At 68.3% G+C, this 15,481-nt stretch carries 18 protein-coding genes; 6 read left to right on the forward strand and 12 right to left on the reverse strand.

Translation table 11 applies throughout. The features are described from left to right. Nucleotides 1-3: 3 nt before the first annotated feature. The 8 genes from P0W64_RS20755 to P0W64_RS20790 all read right to left on the reverse strand — a co-directional run bounded on the left by P0W64_RS20755 (nt 4) and on the right by P0W64_RS20790 (nt 5,678). Entirely contained in the window at nt 4-2,070 is a 2,067-nt protein-coding gene (locus tag P0W64_RS20755; protein WP_275482085.1) for a catalase, read from the reverse strand. 27 nt (nt 2,071-2,097) lie between these two features. Continuing rightward, nucleotides 2,098-2,364, reverse strand: a complete 267-nt coding sequence (locus tag P0W64_RS20760; RefSeq protein WP_275482086.1) for a hypothetical protein — start codon at nt 2,362-2,364, stop codon at nt 2,098-2,100. Between the two features lie 38 nt (nt 2,365-2,402). Next, the gene (locus P0W64_RS20765) at nt 2,403-2,987 is read right to left on the reverse strand and encodes a hemerythrin domain-containing protein (RefSeq protein ID WP_275482087.1); all 585 of its coding nucleotides are present in this window, start codon (nt 2,985-2,987) and stop codon (nt 2,403-2,405) included. Nucleotides 2,988-3,088: 101 nt separating this feature from the next. Then, nucleotides 3,089-3,343 (reverse strand): STAS domain-containing protein, encoded by a 255-nt coding sequence (locus P0W64_RS20770; protein WP_275482088.1) that lies wholly within the window; start codon nt 3,341-3,343, stop codon nt 3,089-3,091. Nucleotides 3,344-3,615: 272 nt separating this feature from the next. Next, entirely contained in the window at nt 3,616-4,395 is a 780-nt protein-coding gene (locus tag P0W64_RS20775) for an RNA polymerase sigma factor SigF (RefSeq protein WP_275482089.1), read from the reverse strand. Beyond that, entirely contained in the window at nt 4,395-4,805 is a 411-nt protein-coding gene (locus tag P0W64_RS20780; RefSeq protein WP_275482090.1) for an ATP-binding protein, read from the reverse strand. Before P0W64_RS20780 ends, P0W64_RS20775 begins: the two co-directional genes overlap by 1 nt. Nucleotides 4,806-4,937: 132 nt before the next feature. Continuing rightward, complete coding sequence (locus P0W64_RS20785; RefSeq protein ID WP_275482091.1) at nt 4,938-5,138, reverse strand: hypothetical protein; 201 nt, start codon at nt 5,136-5,138, stop codon at nt 4,938-4,940. A gap of 129 nt (nt 5,139-5,267) precedes the next feature. Then, nucleotides 5,268-5,678, reverse strand: a complete 411-nt coding sequence (locus P0W64_RS20790; protein ID WP_275482092.1) for a ChaB family protein — start codon at nt 5,676-5,678, stop codon at nt 5,268-5,270. A 124-nt stretch (nt 5,679-5,802) separates the two neighbouring features. On the opposite strand from P0W64_RS20790, the gene P0W64_RS20795 reads away from it, so the two are divergent. From P0W64_RS20795 to P0W64_RS20810, 4 genes are all read left to right on the forward strand, one after another. Beyond that, entirely contained in the window at nt 5,803-6,642 is an 840-nt protein-coding gene (locus P0W64_RS20795; RefSeq protein WP_275482093.1) for an SDR family oxidoreductase, read from the forward strand. Between the two features lie 164 nt (nt 6,643-6,806). Next, on the forward strand, nt 6,807-7,256 hold the full coding sequence (locus P0W64_RS20800; RefSeq protein WP_275482102.1) for an Hsp20/alpha crystallin family protein: 450 nt from the start codon (nt 6,807-6,809) through the stop codon (nt 7,254-7,256). Nucleotides 7,257-7,498: 242 nt separating this feature from the next. Next, on the forward strand, nt 7,499-7,816 hold the full coding sequence (locus tag P0W64_RS20805; RefSeq protein WP_275482094.1) for a hypothetical protein: 318 nt from the start codon (nt 7,499-7,501) through the stop codon (nt 7,814-7,816). Continuing rightward, entirely contained in the window at nt 7,816-8,385 is a 570-nt protein-coding gene (locus P0W64_RS20810; RefSeq protein WP_275482095.1) for a hypothetical protein, read from the forward strand. The genes P0W64_RS20805 and P0W64_RS20810 overlap by 1 nt, the downstream gene beginning before the upstream one ends. A 49-nt stretch (nt 8,386-8,434) precedes the next feature. Here P0W64_RS20810 and P0W64_RS20815 read toward each other — a convergent pair whose 3' ends face one another. Continuing rightward, entirely contained in the window at nt 8,435-9,574 is a 1,140-nt protein-coding gene (locus tag P0W64_RS20815) for a YbfB/YjiJ family MFS transporter (RefSeq protein ID WP_275482096.1), read from the reverse strand. 70 nt (nt 9,575-9,644) lie between these two features. Between P0W64_RS20815 and P0W64_RS20820 the strand changes: the two genes are divergently transcribed. Next, nucleotides 9,645-10,481, forward strand: a complete 837-nt coding sequence (locus P0W64_RS20820; RefSeq protein WP_275482097.1) for a LysR family transcriptional regulator — start codon at nt 9,645-9,647, stop codon at nt 10,479-10,481. Here P0W64_RS20820 and P0W64_RS20825 read toward each other — a convergent pair. From P0W64_RS20825 to P0W64_RS20835, 3 genes are read right to left on the reverse strand one after another with little or no spacing between them, the layout of a single operon-like run. Beyond that, the gene (locus P0W64_RS20825) at nt 10,472-10,912 is read right to left on the reverse strand and encodes a YdeI/OmpD-associated family protein (RefSeq protein WP_275482098.1); all 441 of its coding nucleotides are present in this window, start codon (nt 10,910-10,912) and stop codon (nt 10,472-10,474) included. The two genes, P0W64_RS20820 and P0W64_RS20825, sit on opposite strands and share 10 nt — an antisense overlap. A 33-nt stretch (nt 10,913-10,945) precedes the next feature. After that, nucleotides 10,946-13,384, reverse strand: a complete 2,439-nt coding sequence (locus P0W64_RS20830) for an ATP-dependent DNA helicase RecG (RefSeq protein WP_275482099.1) — start codon at nt 13,382-13,384, stop codon at nt 10,946-10,948. Next, a complete protein-coding gene (locus tag P0W64_RS20835) occupies nt 13,381-15,066 on the reverse strand; it encodes a DAK2 domain-containing protein (protein ID WP_275482100.1) in 1,686 nt (561 codons plus the stop codon). Before P0W64_RS20835 ends, P0W64_RS20830 begins: the two co-directional genes overlap by 4 nt. 191 nt (nt 15,067-15,257) lie before the next feature. On the opposite strand from P0W64_RS20835, the gene rpmB reads away from it, so the two are divergent. Beyond that, nucleotides 15,258-15,449: a 50S ribosomal protein L28 gene (gene rpmB / locus P0W64_RS20840; RefSeq protein WP_275482101.1), complete on the forward strand. Its 192-nt coding sequence runs from the start codon at nt 15,258-15,260 to the stop codon at nt 15,447-15,449. Nucleotides 15,450-15,481: the final 32 nt, after the last annotated feature.

Consider the following 15,481-nt stretch of genomic DNA (forward strand, 5'->3'; position numbering starts at 1 on the left):
CAGTCAACCGATCTCGCGCTGCCACAGCCGCAGCCCCGCGCACGCCGCTACGAACCCGTCGATCGACTCGTCCGAGTCGAGCGGCGGGCACCCCAGATCCAGACGGTCGAGGATGCCGGCGCGCTCCAGCAGAGGGCCGGCGTGTTCGCCCACACCCATGAACTTGTGGTGATAGAAGGCATCCGTCACGAAATCCAGCGCTGCGGGATCGCGAGCCAATCGGTCGGCCCCCTCTGCGGACGGAACCACGGCGATCGCGTCGAACAGGACCGACGGCGCACCCGCGAGCCGCTCGTCGACCGGTAGCGAAGATCCGTCGTCTGCGACCACACCGCCGATACTCGGAGCAACTATCTCGACCGTCGCGCCGGCCTCGGAGACACTGCGCTGCAGGGATTCGACGACGCCTCGGGCGGCGCCGTCCGTGACCAGCACACCCAGCTTGCGTCCCGCGAACGTCGCCGGAGGGTTGCGGTGCATGCTCACCGCCGGAGACTCGGGCAGATCCGTGCGCGCGGGGACCACGGTCGGGGCGGGTTCGGGAAGCCCCAGCCCCAGGCCGCTCGCAACGCGCTCGGCAAGCTCGAGCTCGACGTTGCGAAGGTTCGCGACCATCCGCGACCTCACCTGCGGGTCCCGCACCTTGCTCAACTCGAAGACGTAGGCGTCGACGATATGGTCACGCTCGACGTCCGTCTGACTGATCCAGAACACCCTCGCCTGGCTGTAATGATCCGCGAAGGACTCCGCACGCAATCGCGTCTTCTCACCAGCGAGCGGCTCGGCGAAGGTCGTCATGCGCTCAGCGGCGGGGCGCTCACGCGGCCCGCGGTCCGCCGCACCGTTGGGCTCGTAATCGACCTGGCCACGCGGAACGGCGGTCTGCATCTGGCCGTCGCGGTGGAAGTGCGCTACCGGACAACGCGGTGAGTTCACCGGCAGCTGCGTGAAATTCGGGCTGCCCAGCCGCGAGACCTGAGTATCGAGATACGAGAAGTTGCGGCCCTGGAGAAGCGGGTCATCGGTGAAACCGATTCCCGGAACGATGTTCTGAGTGCAGAAGGCCACCTGCTCGGTCTCCGCGAACTCGTTGTCCACTGTACGGTCCAGTGTCATTCGTCCGACGACCTGAACCGGGACGTCCTCCTCGGGCACGATCTTCGTCGGGTCGAGAACGTCGAAAGGAAGCCGCTGCGCGGTCTCCTCATCGAAGAGCTGCACACCCAGCTCCCATTGAGGTAGATCGCCGGATCCGATGGCGTTCCACAGGTCCCGGCGGTGGTAGTCGGGGTCCGCGCCGTTGATCTTCACGGCCTCGTCCCACAGCACCGACTGGCAACCGAGCACCGGCTTCCAGTGGAATTTGACGTATGTGGACGCGCCGTCCTCGCGCAGGAAGCGGAAGGTGTGCACACCGAAGCCCTGCATGAACCGGAAGGACCGCGGTATGGCACGGTCCGACATCTGCCACAGCGTCATATGTGTCGCCTCCGGCATGAGGGAGACGAAGTCCCAGAACGTGTCGTGCGCAGACTGAGCCTGAGGGAAGCCGCGATCCGGGTCCTCCTTCAACGAGTGCACCAGATCCGGGAACTTCATCGCGTCCTGGATGAAGAACACCGGAATATTGTTGCCGACCAGATCCCAATTTCCCTCGCGTGTATAGAATTTCACCGCGAATCCACGCACATCGCGAGCCAGGTCCGACGATCCCGCGCGGCCGGCCACCGTCGAGAACCTCACGAATACCTCCGTGCGGCGGCCCGGCTCTGCGAAGACGTCTGCCGCAGTCACGTCAGCGAGTGACCGCGTGCACTCGAAGACTCCGTGCGCCCCGAAACCGCGAGCGTGCACCACCCGCTCCGGTATGCGCTCATGATCGAAGCGGAAGATCTTGTCCCGCAGCACGTTGTCTTCCAGCAACGTGGGACCGCGGTCACCGCCGCGGAGTGAGTTCTCGTTGTCGGACACCGGCGCGCCCTGCGATGTGGTCAGCGCTTCGGGTGCGTCCTGGTGCAGTTCCCCGCCCTCGCCGACGGTGGTCGCCGTGCGGGTCTCCTCGATAGACATGCCGTGTCTCCTCTCGTGGCTGCTCGTTCACCGTCGCCGCAAGCGCCAGGGGCGATAGCGACGCAGGTACTTCGACTCCTCCTCGGGGCCGATGGATTCACCCAGCACCGGGTCGCGCTGGCCACGATCCTCGGACGCGAGACGACGGCGGCTCGCCGACACCACGGCAAGCATCGCTGCGCCGATGACCAATACGACCAGACCCGAAACCAATGCCATCCACGCCCACTCGGCCTTGGTCGCTGCACCGCCGAGCCCGATGGCGAGCAACGCGACGCCGATCAGGCCGGTCACGAAGCCGATGGTCCCCCACGCTCTTCCGACCGGCCGCATCATTCGCCTCCTGGACGGACGTCCTCCGTCGGCGCCAGAATCGCGTCTCGAGCGCGGTCGAGCATCGCGGCGAACGGCCCCACGATCAGGTTCTCCGGCCCAGTGTTGACGCTCGGATGCGGATGCGTCGGCGCCACCGACTCCGCGAGTTCGACGGCCTTGGCCATGCGGGCGGCCTCGTGATCGTCGAGACCCGTTCGCAGCGCGATGAACTCGTCGTGCTCCTCGTGCTCCGCATGCCGCGTGACAGCGTCGCGCAACTCCTCCACCTTCGTCACGAACGAGTCCGACTGGACGTCCATGTCCTCCAGTTCGGCGAGGATCCGCTTGGCCGACCGCTCTTCGTCGAGGCGGTCCTGCACGATGCCGCGACCGTCGACGATGTCGCGACGTGCACGCGGGTGCACGATCAACTCCTCGGCGGTCTCGTGCACCGCGAGCAGCCGGCGGAGTTCGAAGAACGCGCTTTCGCGCTCTTCCACCTCGGACGCTATGACACGGTCGAAGAGCTGCATGATCCGGTGGTGCTGATCGACGAGCACATCGACGACGTCGTGCGCGGTGGACGGATGGATGATGGTCACCTCGGGCTCCTTTCGTCGTCGCGCCCGGACTCGGCTGAGTGATGGGCTGACGACTGAGAGGTACCCGCGCCCGTCGGCGGCGAAACCTGGCGAAGCGCTCTTCAGGACGTCAACAGGTGGCCGAGTCCCGTCGCCTCCAGGGTGTGCGCAGCGGGATCGCTGATCCCCACTAGGTCGACGCGCCTCGACCCGTCGTCGCGCGCGACGGCGCCCAGGTGGGCCGCAGCACCGATACTCAGGAAGTCGACGCCTCGCAGGTCGATCCGGACGCGCTGAGCGCCCGCCAGAGCCGCGGCGAGGGTGCTGCGAAAGAATGGTAGTTCAGCGGCGTCGAGGCAGCCCCGAACCGCGACCACGACAAGATCGTCCAGCCGGGATTCGACGGGCCGAGGGCGGCCCTCGTATACGGCGGGTTGAGAACGTTCGATCGTGCATAACGACACAGGAAGCCTCCAGCAACTGATCGTAGATGGCGGCTGCGGTGATTCAACCTGACCCGTTCCTAGCACAGATCTGGCACACGGGATACCCCGAGAGTCTGCGGCCAACCGGGATCTGCAGTGCGGCAATGCCTTCGGGTGCGGATTCGCTGTGGCGAACACCGCTCGGGTGCGACACCGCACGCTGCTCAGTCCGCGCGCACTCCATCACGGAGGGTGGCGAGTGTCCGCGAGAGTATCCGCGAGACGTGCATCTGCGAGATCCCCAGCTGCGCCGCGATCTGGGTCTGCGTCATCGAATGCTGGAAACGCAGGGCGAGAATCGTCCTCGAGCGATCGTCCAGCTGCTCGACCACCGGTCGCAGAGCCTCGAACTCGGTGACCAACTCATAGCCGGGATCGTCGGCGCCGATCGTATCGATCAGCGCCGGGGCGCCGTCCTCCACGGTCGGTGTGTCGAAGGACGTCGCGTGATAGCCGTTACCGGCGACCATCGCCTGGCGCACCTCGTCGACCGGGACGCCCAGGCGGCCGGCGATCTCGGTCGTGGTCGGCGCGCGACCCAGTTCCTGCGAGTACTCCCCGAGCGTATTGTTCACGCGCAGGTACAGCTCCTGCAGCCGACGCGGAACACGCGCGGACCACCCGGTATCGCGGAAGTGCCGGCGCAGCACGCCGAGAATGGTCGGTACCGCGAAAGCGACGAAGTCCGTGCCCTTGTCCGCATCGAACCGGTCCACCGCGTTGACCAATCCGAGCCGCGCCACCTGCACCAGGTCGTCGAACTGTTCTCCGCGCCCGGTGAATCGACGCGCGAGATGCTCTGCCAGCGGCAGGCACCGCAGGATGACCTCATCACGGATTGCAGCGCGTTGTGGGGCGCTCTTCCCCTCAGCCGAACGCAGCCTGTCCGCCACGTCTGAGTAGTCGTCGTCGTAGCCTGCACCGCGGCCGGTGGTCGCCACCACTAGCCGGCGCCTCGCAGGAGTGTGAAGACCACTTCAGATCGGACGTGACCGCCGGGTAGGCCGCTGTGCGTCACCTCGAGCTGGTCGGTCAGCGTCTCCAGCACGCGCCAACCGAAGCCGTTGCGATCAGGCGCGCCGTCGGTCCGGGTCTCGGCGGACGCAGTGATCACGAGTGCCGCAGGACGCGGCAACACCCGCACGTTCAGGGTCCCGCCCTCCACTGCGTCATGGATCAGTTCGGTACACACCTGGTCCACGGCGAGCGTCAGATCAGACACCCGATCGATGTCGAAATCGGCCAGAAGCGCCACGGTCTCGGGAACGACACGGAGTACAGGCAGGAGCACGACCTCCGCGGGCAGACAGAGATCGATCGGTTGGGCCGGTACGGCCCCGGTCGCGTGCGGCATGAAACTCCGTTCGTCTAAGGGCCGTCTCCTTGCTAACACGCCCCGCGGTCCCGTGTACAGCCACGACCTGGGCGACACGACAGCCGAGATCGGTGCGGGACCCGGCAGCGGCCGCGCCCCGCACCGATATTCCTAGCTCCCGGAATGGCTGTGTTCACCGCCCTCGACCTTCGCGTCGTGGGGCTGCTCCGCGGCACCCTTCCGGCCGGCCTCATGGGGATCGGCGGCGTTCTCCTCACCGAACTTGCCGGTGCTCGCCTCGCCACCCTTGCGGGCCTGTTCCTCCGTGTCGGAACGGTTGCCGAACTGTCCGGGGTTGTTGGGGTCTGCCATCTCAGAACCTCCTTGCCTTATCGGTGATGCGATCGACGTCCATCGATCACTCCCGGTATGTACCCGCCAGCCGTAAGGTTATGCGTCCGTACGCGAATCGACTTCGCCGACGCAGCGTGGCCGACAGCGTCACGCGCCGCGCTCCGCGCGCCGGTTGGCAGCCTCGATAGCATCGATGAGCTCGGCCTTGCGCATCCGCGAACGCCCTCGTATCCCCAACCGCCGAGCGACATCGATCAGGTGTTCCTTGGTGGCGTTGACGTCGACTCCCTCATGCGTCTTTCCGCCCCGGCGCTGCCCGGGGCGCTCCGACGTTCCGCTCCGCCCGCCAGGCTTGCGCTCCCAATGGTCGCCGACCTTCTCGTAGCTGTGCTTGAGCGCCGCGTAGGCGACGCGATGCGCTCGTTCGCCGTCGCCGTACTCCTCCGCAGCTGCGTCGTGCGCCTTGGCGAACGTGCGCTGGGCCTTGCTGCTCGAACGGCGCAGGGTATCGGGTAGTTCGTCTTGTTTCGGCGTACCGCGTCCGGTCGTCTTCGGCATGTTCCCTCCCGATCTCGTGGATAGTCCTGTGGCGGGCGTACCCGGACGGGCCCTCTGCGAAACCTTGTGCGAAACACGGCGCCGCCCTGGTTTCGCCCGAGTCCGCACCGGGTAGCCGAGGCCCATGAACAGCGAAACCATCCCGTATCCGGGAGAAACCGAGGACATGCCCTCCCCGCCGCGCGACGAGATGCGCGACTACCGGGGACAGGGCCTGCTGACCGGACGCAAGGCGCTGGTCACCGGAGGTGACTCCGGCATCGGTCGGGCGACCGCGGTCGCCTTCGCCAAGGAGGGCGCCGATGTTGCGATCGCCTACCTGAACGAGGTCGACGACGCAGAGCACACCGCTGACCTGATCGAGCGGGAGGGGCGCAGGTGCGAGCGGTATAGGGGCGACCTCGCGGACCCCGAACACTGCCGCGAGGTGGTCGACAAGACGGACGCGGAGCTGGGCGCGCTGCACATCGTGGTCAACAACGTCGGGTACCAGAGCCCGGTGGACGACCTGTCCGAACTCACCACGGAGCAGTGGCGCCGCACGTTCGCCGTCAATGTCGACAGCTACTTCCACGTCACGAAGGCCGCGCTGAAGCACCTGCCCCGGGGTGGCTCGATCATCAACACCGCATCGATCAACGGCCTGCGCGGTAACAAGCGACTGATCGACTACTCGGCGACGAAGGGCGCGGTCATAGCTCTCACCTACTCGCTCGCCCAATCGCTCCTGGACCGCGGGATCCGGGTGAACTGCGTCGCACCCGGGCCGGTGTGGACACCGCTGATCCCGGCCACCCTCAGCGAGGGCGAGGTCGAACGCTTCGGGGCCCAGGCGCCCTACGGCCGTGCCGCGCATCCCGACGAGATCGCGCCGTCGTACGTGTTCTTCGCAGCCGGCACCATGTCGTCGTACTACTCGGGCGAGATCCTGGCGCCGATCGGCGGCGAGACGCTGCCTGGTTGATCGTCGTCATCCGGACATGTTGCGGGGGAACATCATTGATAGGTGATAATCGCTCGCCACCCCTTGGCACTCGATCGCATCGAGTGCTAATCTCGGTACCGCACAGTTGGCGTGTTGCCCGTCAGGGTGGCGGGCAGCCTGGATCAACGGGAGGTGTGATGACTGTGCTTCGCTTCGACCCCTTCGCTGAACTCGACAGTGTCACCCGCAGCCTGCTCAACGGGCAGCAGTCCGGATCGGCCCGAACCCCGCGGTTCATGCCGATGGATCTGTACCAGGTCGACGACCACTACGTACTGACGGCGGATCTACCGGGTGCGGATCCCGGCTCGATCGACGTCAGTGTCGACAACGGCGTGCTGACCCTCTCCGCGTCGCGAACCACTCCGTCGGACGACGGTGTGCGCTGGCTGACCAGCGAACGCTTCTCCGGCATCTACCGGCGCCAGCTCACGCTGGGAGAAGGCATCGACACCTCGGCGATCAGCGCCGACTACGACAACGGCGTGCTCACCGTGACCATTCCCCTCGCCGAGAAGGCGAAACCGCGAAGAGTCGAGATCAAGAGCCGGAACGACCCGCAGCACTTGGCTGTCGAATCCGGTAGTACATGACAGGTCTCGGCTCGGCCGCACGGCGGCTGAGCAGGTGACCAGGCGGAGCCTGTTCCGAGTAGATGCGCCGCGAGTGCCGTAGTAGCGAGGCCGGCGATACAGCACGCGAACGAGCCGAGTTCCGTCTCCAGGCCCGGCCCGGGGTAGTCGTTCCTCGTATTCTTCCCAGCCCCGGGCCGGGTCTTTCCTGCCTATAGACCCGCTTCCCACACCCGATCACCAGAATCCCGAGGACGTCGCAGATGAAGTCGAACCAGCCGTTGATCAGCTCCATCCACACCCGCGGAATCCGCACCACCGATGGCATCGTGGACGGCGACATCCGCATCGCGTCCGAATGCGACGACGAGGGCTCCGCGCTGGCCACCTGCCGCCGCGGAGACGATGGCGAGTGGCACGAGATCCTCGGTGCGCGAGCAACTCTCCGTACATCCGCGGACCTGCCCTTCTATCACGCCAAGCTCGTGTCGGATCTCGCGCGCCACCGCCTGCAGACCCCATTCGTCTTCCGCTTCGACGCCCCTGATCCCGGGACTGCCCGCTTGCAGAGGAGCGTGTGATGGATACGTTCGCGGCCGGCGTCGGCAGGGCGTTCACCGCCGCGCAGGATCTGTACGACGTCGGCGGGATCATCCGCGAACTGGCGGACGTGCACCGTCGGGTCACCGATCCGGCGAACGAGGAGGAGCGCAGGTGCGGTGCCGAGCTCGAAGCGGCCGGCATGTTCCTGATCAGCCTCTCCAAGACGTTCGCGGGCGTAGCCCACAGCGGCCGGGCGCTGTTGGAGATCGCCAATACGGCACCGTCCCACCGGGGTGGAGCAGAATCCGGTACGCCCCCCACCGAGAGCCTCGACCCCGCCGCCGGTGACATCCCCGAGGGCGGCGCGCTGCGCGTGTTCAGCTCGCGCGCGGACGCGGTCGCGGGCCCGTTCGGTCTGGCCGCCGAACTCACCAGGGTCCGAGCGCGATTCGATCAGACGGTGGATACGGCGAGGACAGCTGTACAGACGCTGTTCCCGAACGGATCCGATTCCGCGCTGGACTGGGACGACGGGCTCGAGCTGTCACTGCGCTCCGTGGACGTGGTTCTGGCCTGGGCCGAGGAGGTCTACCGCCGGATGTCGTGAGCCACTGCCGCGACCGAGGGGATGAGACGCGCCGGACCGGGTGCGTCGGCTACCGAGGCAGGCTTCGACGGACCGTCTCCGCGCCGGCAGCGAGCAGGGAGGCGGAGGCCAGTACCACCGTGGCGATGACGAACGCCATGGCGAACGAATGCCCGATGACCGGAATGACGACCAGCGGGCCGATCACCTGGCCTGCCGCGTACGCGGCCGTCAGTGTCGCCGCTGCTCGGCCGACTCCCAGGCCACGCGCGAAATCGAAGGCCAGCCCGACGATCCCGAGAAACGTCCCCCCGAAGCACACTGCCCCGACCATCGCCGCCGGGACGCCGCCCGACGCCGCGACGAGACCCGCCCCCGCGGTCTGCACCGCGAGCGCAGCGACGAGTGCTCTGCCGGTACCGACGCGGCGCCCGACGGCATGCCACGCCACTGTTGCCGGCACGGCGGAGAGGCCCGCGACCGTCCAGACGAGGGCGCCCGAGTGCGCCCCGGGCACCGATGCCGGTAGGAAAGTCCCGAGCACGATGTAGCCGACGCCCTCCGCGAAGTAGGCGGCGAGGACCAGGATCCAGGCGACACGTCGGCCACCCGCCAGTTGAACGCGGCCGTACCCGGTGGCGCCGTCGTGCTCCGGACGTACGTCGAGGGCCAGGGTCGGCAACAGGAGGACGGCCGTCAGCACGGCCGCGCCGAGCCACAGCCCCTGCCACGACATCGACGCCGCCGCCACGAGGACGTAGGCGCCGCTCATGGCGATACCCGCGCCCACACCCGCGATGGCGACACCGGCGTGCGCGCGATGATGCGCCACCGTCGATACGCAGCCGAGGAATACGGCCGCGCTGGCAACGCCGGCGACGAAGCGCAGTGCTGTCGCCCACGCGACATCCGCGGACACGGCCATCAGAGACTCGCTGGCGACCAGAGCGGCCGCCCATGCGAGGAAAGTCGACCTGCGGCTGAGGCCGGGGCGGCGCGCAAGCACGACCGAACCGACGAGATAGCCCGCATAGTTGCCGGTGGCGATGACTGCGCCGTCGCCGGCGGTCAGGCCCGCGGACGCGACCATGATGGGCAGCAGGGGCGTGAATACGAACCGGCCGATGCCCATCGAAGCGGCCAGGCCCGCCGACGCAGCCACGCCCACACCCCTGGGGCCGAGCGCTGTCCTCTTCGTATCGACGATCACGCCGTCGACGCTAATCGCGCGCCCCTGCGGCACGGAAATGCCGAAAGAGCATGCGCTATACGCTAGACGCATGGAATTGCAGGTACGCCATCTCACCGCGTTCGTCGAGCTGTGTGAGGCGCGCACCTACACCGCGGCCGCCCGTCACCTGCATGTCACCCAGCCCTCGCTGAGCCGCACGATTCAAGACCTCGAGCGCGTGCTCGCCACAGACCTTGTAGTGCGCGGCTCCCGTCCGCTGGAGCTCACGGCCGACGGGCACGAGTTCGAGGAGCGCGCCAGGCGGATCCTCGCCGACCTCGCCGCACTCGAGGCCGACATGCGCGGTCGGACCGAGGTGCGACTCGGATTCGCGTGGCTCCTCCCGCCCGACTGGTTTGCGCGGGTGCGGGCGGAGTTCGAGAGCCTCGGCGGTCAGGTACGGCTACATCGCACCGACGACCCCGCCGGGGACCTTACGCACGACCGCATCGACGTGGCGCTGACGCGGGCGGCCGACCGCACCGACGGGATCACATGGCGTGCCATAGGAACCGAGAAGCGCGTCCTCGCCGTGTCCGCACGATCCCCCCTCGCAACGATGCCCGGAGTCCGATGGCCCGATCTCGCGGCCCATCCGCTCGTCGTGAACACGCGCACCGGCACCACCAGACCGGACAACTGGCCCGACAGCGATCCCGACCGGGAGATCGTCACCTGCATCAACTTCGACGAGTGGCTCGAGCTGGTCGGCGCGGACCGCGGCATAGGGGCGGTGCCCGCGATCGCGGTCGAGCGTGCTCCACACCCCGATGTCGTCTACCGCGAACTACCGGACATCCCCGACTCCCGCGTGTATCTCGGCTGGCGGAGAGCGCCATCGCGCACGACGCGTCGCTTCATCGATGCCGCGCTCGCTCAGGCCTGAGCACGCAGCTCCGCGACGACCGCCCGTATGCGACGCTCCCTGGTCTCCGCGCGCTTCGCGTCCACGACGCCACGTGCATACTCCTTACGCCTGGTGTAACTGAGCGCGTCGAACGCAGCCCGCAAGTCGGCGTCGAGCGCCGCGGCGAGGTCCTCGGGCACCTCCACCTCGCGCTGAGCATCGTCGAGCTCGATGACGGCGTCGAGAGTGTCACCGATCTCCACGCCCAACTCAGCCCGCGCCGCCTTGGACAGACCTATGAGGTTTCTCCCGCCCATGACGCCGAGCCGCAATCGTGCGGACCGGTCGCCGACGGCGACGCGCACCGCCGCTCGCTTCCCTCCGCCCAGATCGGCTACCTGAGCGTCCGTGAGCTCGATCGCGGTCGCAGGTCCGTGTGGTTCGAGTGTGACATGCACGTTGAGTGACATCCGCCCATCATCGCGCGTCCCTCGCCAGGGCGCTCACGCCTTGCCCAGATAATCCGCTCGCTCTCCACCGAGGACGACGTCGTTCATCGCCCGCAGCTCCGGGTGCTCTGCGAGTTCGGGATCAGCGCCGATGACGTCGAACGCGTACTCGCGTGCGGCGTCGAGGATCTCGGCGTCGCGCGCCAGGTCGAGGAAGCTCAGGCGCCGCGCAGTACCGGACTGGTCGACACCCAGGATGTCACCGTATCCGCGGTACTCGAGGTCGAGCTGGGCGATCTCGAAGCCGTCGACGGTGCCGGCCACCTTCTCCAGGCGCTCCATCGTGCGGCCGGAGGTGGTGTCCGTCGTGAGCAGGCACAGGCCGGGCAGCCCGCCGCGGCCGACGCGGCCGCGCAGCTGATGCAGCTGCGACAGACCGAAGCGCTCGGCGTCGCGGACCACCATCGTCGTGGCGTTCGCGACATCGACGCCCACCTCGATCACCGTCGTCGAGACCAGGACGTCGATCGCCCCGGATGCGAAGCCGGCCATCACGGCCGCCTTCTCGTCTGCGGGCAGGCGACCGTGCAGCAGTCCGACGCGATGCCTGCCCAGTGGCCCCGATACGAGCTCCTCGTACTGATCGACGGCCGAGATCATGTCGCGCTTCTGCTCGTCCGGTGCCTCCTCCTGGCCCGCCGGGGCCGCGGCGGGCTTCTTCCCCGCGGCCGACGGGGCATCGAAGGCGTAGTACTCCTCGTCCGTGAAATCCGTACCGCCGTCGGCTGTCTCATCGTCACCGATGCGCGGGCACACAACGTAGACCTGGCGGCCGGACGCAACCTCCTCGCCGACGCGTTCCCACATCCGGGCCAGCCAGCCGCCCCGCTTCTCGTGGACGACCGAGGTCTGGATCGGCTGCCGCCCACGTGGGAGCTCGCGCAGTAGCGAGGTCTGCATGTCGCCGAACTGGGTGAGCGCGATGGTGCGCGGGATCGGCGTTGCCGTCATCACCAACAGGTGCGGGGTGGCGCCGTCCCGGCCCTTGCTGCGCAGTCGGTCCCGTTGCTCGACTCCGAATCGGTGCTGCTCGTCGACCACGACGAGGCCGAGGTCGAAGTAGTCGACCGTGTCTTCGAGCAGCGCGTGCGTCCCGATGACGATGCCGGCCTCGCCGGTCACTATCCGCAGCAACGCCGCCCGCCTGGCCTTGGTGCTCATCGACCCGGTCAGCAGGGTCACCGTCGTCGCCCGTTCCGCCGCGCCCAGCTGCCCCGCCCGCGCAAGCGGTCCCAGCATCTTCGAGATGGAGAGATGATGTTGCGTCGCAAGGACCTCCGTGGGAGCAAGCAGCACCGCCTGCCGCCCGGCGTCGACGGCACGCAGCATCGCCAGCAGCGCGACCAGCGTTTTACCGGAGCCGACCTCGCCCTGCAGCAACCTGGTCATCGGGTGCGTCCGGGACAGATCCGACACGATCTCCGAGAGCACCGACTCCTGCCCGTCGGTGAGCGAGAAAGGAAGCTGTGCAAGCAGTTCCGCCTCGAGGGCGTCGTCACCACCACCGAGTGCGGGCGCCCGCGTCTCCCCCACGTCGTACGCACGGCGCGCCAGCTGTGTCTCGATGGCAACGGCCTCGTCGTAGGCGATCCGTCGCCGGGCCGCGAGTACAGCCGACCGGCCGGGCGGCCGATGCACCACCCGCAGCGCCTCGTCGAGATCCATGAGCCCATGCGCCGCAAGGAAACCGACATCGAGGGACTCGCGGACCGGCGCCAACCGGTCGATGGCGTCCGCGACCATCGACATGATCAGCCACGTCGGCATCGCCTTGGTCGCGTGGTAAACCGGAACGAGCTCGGCGAGTAGTAGGTCCAGGCGCGCGTACTGCAGCTTGCCTGTTCCTCCCGACCGGCGCCCCTTGCCTTTGCCACCCTTGGACTTTCCGGTCGATCCCTTACCAGCCGAGTCGGCGGAGGAGTCGCTCTCCAATGCGGCGAGGGTCTCCCGGAGGGCGTCCTCGGGACTGAGCGTGTCACTCGGTACGAGCAGCCAATCGGGATGTGTGAGCTGGAGGTTGCCGCCGTAGGTGCCGAGCCGCCCCGACAGCAACACCCTGCGTCCTACACGCATCGTGCCGTCCATATGCGCGAAGAAGCTGACCTCGTACTGGCGAACCTTGTTGCGCACCGTCATCCGGAACAGCTTCATGGGCCGGCCGCGTCCCTTGCCCTGGCCGCGCCGGTACTGCTGCTTGTACTCGGTGGGCCGTACGCGCACGATCTCGCCGAGGATCACGACGTCGTCGCCCACCCGCGGCTCGCTTGCCCTGTCCCCCTCGTCGGCGACGGCACCACCTTCGTACCGGAAGGGGAAGTGCCGCACCAGGTCGCCCACCGTGTGCAGGCCCAGCTCGGCGGCCGCGAGTTCGGCGCGCTCCGGCCCGAAAGCCTCGGTCAGTCCGGTCGCGAGCGTGAGCGTTGCGTCCGTCATTCCACCCCGATCTCCATCACGGTCGCAGACTGCCCGCCACCGTACGCGACGACCTCGACCTCGGGACGCTCGACGCGCAGTGACGCCTGGACGCGCTCGGCGAAGTCACCGTCGGCGTCCGCACCGAGCAGGACGGTGACCATGTCCCCGCCGGTCGCGAGGAGGAGATCGGCGAGGGCCTCGCCCGCGGAGTACTGATCCTCCTCCAGCACGACCACCTCTCCGCCGACCATGCCGACGTAATCACCTGGGCCGCAGGGTCCGAGGATGGTGAGCGAATCCTCCTCGACGGCCACGACGGCGCCCGTCCGGGCGTTGGTCGCCGCCTCGGCCATCGCGTAGGTGTCATCCGCTGCGAGGGCCGACGGATCGTGTACGGCGAGGCATGCCAGCGCCTGCACCATCGAGGACGTGGGCAGCAACGTCACCAGAACGCCGGACTCGCGGCACCGCGCCGCGACGGCGAGCAGCTCCGCGGTCTCCAGCGACCCGTTGGCAAGCAGCAGCACCTCGCCGCCGGCGAAGCGGTGCAGCGACGTCTGCAGCTCGACATGACTGATACCGCCGTCGCAGCGGATCACCTGGGCGCCCTCGGATTCGAACAGCTCGGCCGCACCGTCCCCGCACACGAGCGCGACGAGGGTACGGGGTGCATCGAGCAGCGCCTGCAGCGGCGTGTGCTCGGTCGCATCGGCGAGAACCGTGACTGCTATGTTGCGGATCGCGCCATGACCCAGCCCGGCCTGGACGGCCCGGCCCGGCTCGGTCGTGTGCGTGTGGACAGACCACGTCGCCGACGGGTCCGGCGTGCCGTCCGCGACCACGACGACGGAGTCTCCGAATGCCTGCAGGTCGTCCCGCAGCCGGCTGGCCGCGGCCTCCGTGGCATCCGGGAGGAGGTACATGACCTCGTACTCCGCGTGAGGGCCGCGCGGCGGCGTGTCGTGCGTATGAGTCTCCCCGGCCGCGACGGGCACCGCCTGCTGATGCGCGGCGACCTCGCCTACCCGCGCGAAGCGAGGCCGCGGCGGTGCCGTGCCGCACGCCACCTCGACCAGTGCGTCGAGCAGGACGAGCAGCCCGCGGCCTCCGGCATCGACGACACCGTGACGCGCGTTGTCGGCCAGCTGGTCGCGCGTGCTCAGCAGGGCGTCGAACGCGGCGTCCGCGGCCGCCCGCGCCGAATCGGCAACCGACGGTTCTCCGGTGTCCGCCGCCGCGCCGGCCGCCTCAGCCGCCGCTCGCAGGACGGACAGGATGGTGCCCTCGACCGGCTCGGCGACAGCACGGGTGACGAGCCTCGTGCCCGCATGCAGCCCTGCGGCCAGACCGGCCGCGTCGACGCCACCGTCGGGCGTGAGGTGCTCGGCGAGCCCGCGCACGATCTGCGACACGATGGTGCCGGAGTTGCCTCGTGCGCCGGATACGGCGCCCGCCACCGTCACCCGGGCGACGTCGACGCGCCCGTCGCCGGCGGCTCGCTGCGCCCGCACCGCAGCCTCGGCCGCGGCACGCACGGTGACCAGCATGTTCGTTCCGGTGTCGGCATCGGCGACGGGGAAGACATTGAGCCCGTTGATCTCGTCCACGCTGCGCTCGAGCGCGGATGCGCCCACCGTGAGCCACCGGATGACCCCGGCGGCGTCGAGCCGCGCCGACCCCCCGCCCGACTCCGCGGTCATGGCGCCTCCTCGAGATACTGATGCCGTCGTGGATTCAGCCTAGCGACGCGCGCCGACACGTTCCCGGGCCACCGATATCACCGGCCACGGTTTGGCAGACACATGTCGCGCCCGTTATGCTTGCACGGTTGCCTCGCGCCCGGCGCGAGTGCGAAGCGCACGCTGTACATCAATAACAAGGAGTTCACGACATGGCTGCCGTCTGCGACGTCTGTGCCAAGGGCCCCGGCTTCGGTAAGTCGGTGTCGCACTCCCACCGGCGGACCAACCGTCGGTGGAACCCGAACATCCAGACCGTCCGCGCTCAGGTAGCGCCCGGTCAGACCAAGCGCATGAACGTGTGCACCTCGTGCATCAAGGCCGGTAAGGTCGTGCGCGGCTAGAACCGCTGCTGCGAGAGGCCCGCCCCCGCGGA

It is taken from the genome of Tsukamurella sp. 8F (assembly GCF_029167375.1).
In the GTDB taxonomy this organism is placed as follows: Bacteria; Actinomycetota; Actinomycetes; order Mycobacteriales; family Mycobacteriaceae; genus Tsukamurella.

Excerpts from the sequence above, each read along its gene's own strand:
- P0W64_RS20835 (WP_275482100.1), bottom strand. The coding sequence starts at position 15,066 with ATGACCGCGGAGTCGGGCGGGGGGTCGGCGCGGCTCGACGCCGCCGGG.
- P0W64_RS20825 (WP_275482098.1), bottom strand. The coding sequence starts at position 10,912 with ATGTCACTCAACGTGCATGTCACACTCGAACCACACGGACCTGCGACC.
- P0W64_RS20810 (WP_275482095.1), top strand. The coding sequence starts at position 7,816 with ATGGATACGTTCGCGGCCGGCGTCGGCAGGGCGTTCACCGCCGCGCAG.
- P0W64_RS20805 (WP_275482094.1), top strand. The coding sequence starts at position 7,499 with ATGAAGTCGAACCAGCCGTTGATCAGCTCCATCCACACCCGCGGAATC.
- rpmB (WP_275482101.1), top strand. The coding sequence starts at position 15,258 with ATGGCTGCCGTCTGCGACGTCTGTGCCAAGGGCCCCGGCTTCGGTAAG.
- P0W64_RS20820 (WP_275482097.1), top strand. The coding sequence starts at position 9,645 with ATGGAATTGCAGGTACGCCATCTCACCGCGTTCGTCGAGCTGTGTGAG.
- P0W64_RS20830 (WP_275482099.1), bottom strand. The coding sequence starts at position 13,384 with ATGACGGACGCAACGCTCACGCTCGCGACCGGACTGACCGAGGCTTTC.
- P0W64_RS20790 (WP_275482092.1), bottom strand. The coding sequence starts at position 5,678 with ATGCCGAAGACGACCGGACGCGGTACGCCGAAACAAGACGAACTACCC.
- P0W64_RS20785 (WP_275482091.1), bottom strand. The coding sequence starts at position 5,138 with ATGGCAGACCCCAACAACCCCGGACAGTTCGGCAACCGTTCCGACACG.
- P0W64_RS20795 (WP_275482093.1), top strand. The coding sequence starts at position 5,803 with ATGAACAGCGAAACCATCCCGTATCCGGGAGAAACCGAGGACATGCCC.
- P0W64_RS20755 (WP_275482085.1), bottom strand. The coding sequence starts at position 2,070 with ATGTCTATCGAGGAGACCCGCACGGCGACCACCGTCGGCGAGGGCGGG.
- P0W64_RS20780 (WP_275482090.1), bottom strand. The coding sequence starts at position 4,805 with ATGCCGCACGCGACCGGGGCCGTACCGGCCCAACCGATCGATCTCTGT.